The sequence below is a fragment of the Saccharothrix coeruleofusca genome, from assembly GCF_014648515.1.
GTDB classification, from domain to species: Bacteria; Actinomycetota; Actinomycetes; order Mycobacteriales; family Pseudonocardiaceae; genus Actinosynnema; species Actinosynnema coeruleofuscum.
Genome location: NZ_BMRG01000013.1, coordinates 68026 through 69013 on the forward strand (window position 1 = coordinate 68026; position 988 = coordinate 69013).

Annotated in this window: 1 pseudogene; it reads right to left on the reverse strand. The window is 72.8% G+C overall.

Annotated features, from left to right (window positions below):
* A pseudogene (locus IEZ00_RS26085) lies at positions 1-275 on the reverse strand (hypothetical protein); the annotation flags it as partial.
* Positions 276-988 lie beyond the last annotated feature (713 nt).

Consider the following 988-nt stretch of genomic DNA (forward strand, 5'->3'; position numbering starts at 1 on the left):
GCGGGCGGTGTGGTACCTGTGGGGGTAGGGACGGGTTGTGGTGTCGTGGTGCGGATGAACGCGGAGAGGACCTCGACGAAGGTCGGCTGGTCGCGGGACGAGTCACGGGCCAGGCGTTCCAGCGCGTAGATGGCGCCCAGGCGGGCCTGCAGATGGTCGGCCCCGGCGCGGTCGAGTTGATCAACGGCCTTAGTGAACCGGTCGGTCAACTGCCCTTGCTCGGCCACCGCGACCTGCGTGCGAGTGGCCTCCAACGACCGGCCGGTGAAGTACACGCCCGCAGCGGAGGCCAGGGCGGCCAGCAGTGCCGCGATCGCGGTCCAGTTCCACGACCCGCGCCGCCCTCCCCGCCATCGCCGACGACGGGGAGCAGGGCGCAGACCGCCGGGGCGGACGATGCGCGGAGGCATTCCTGCGGGCCGGGGACGCCGGGGCGAGGGCGCGCGGTGGGGACTCACGCGGTCAAGATTGGCACCTGCCGACGCCCGTCGGTCCCGACACCACCCGAGGAGCCTCCGACGCGACGGCAATCCACCACGCCCCGGCAAGGGGCGCGCATCGTAGCGGCCGTGTGGCCGGTGAACGCCCGGTTCGCCTGATCACCACTCGTCCGAGTGATGATCTGGTCGCGTCGCGACCGGATCACCGGTCACGCGACGCCTGGGGGGAACACCGGTCGACCGGGTGATCGACCGGGCAGACGATCTGGTCACCGCACCGTGATCCCGGTTGGCTACAGGTGCCCGTGGCCCACCGCACACGCACCCCTGCGGCGTGACCCGGTGAGCCGTCGGGCCTCACGCCGTCCGGGCACGTGATCGTCGCGATCCACGCCCTGGCCGGTTCCACCCGCTCGGGAGCCAGGAGACCTTCTTGTCCAGATACACGCTGCGGGCGCTGCGGGCGCTGACCGCCGTGCTCGTCGCTGTGGCGCTGCTGCCGGGCAGCGCCACCACGGCCGCCGCGCGGTCCGACGTGCCGCCCACCG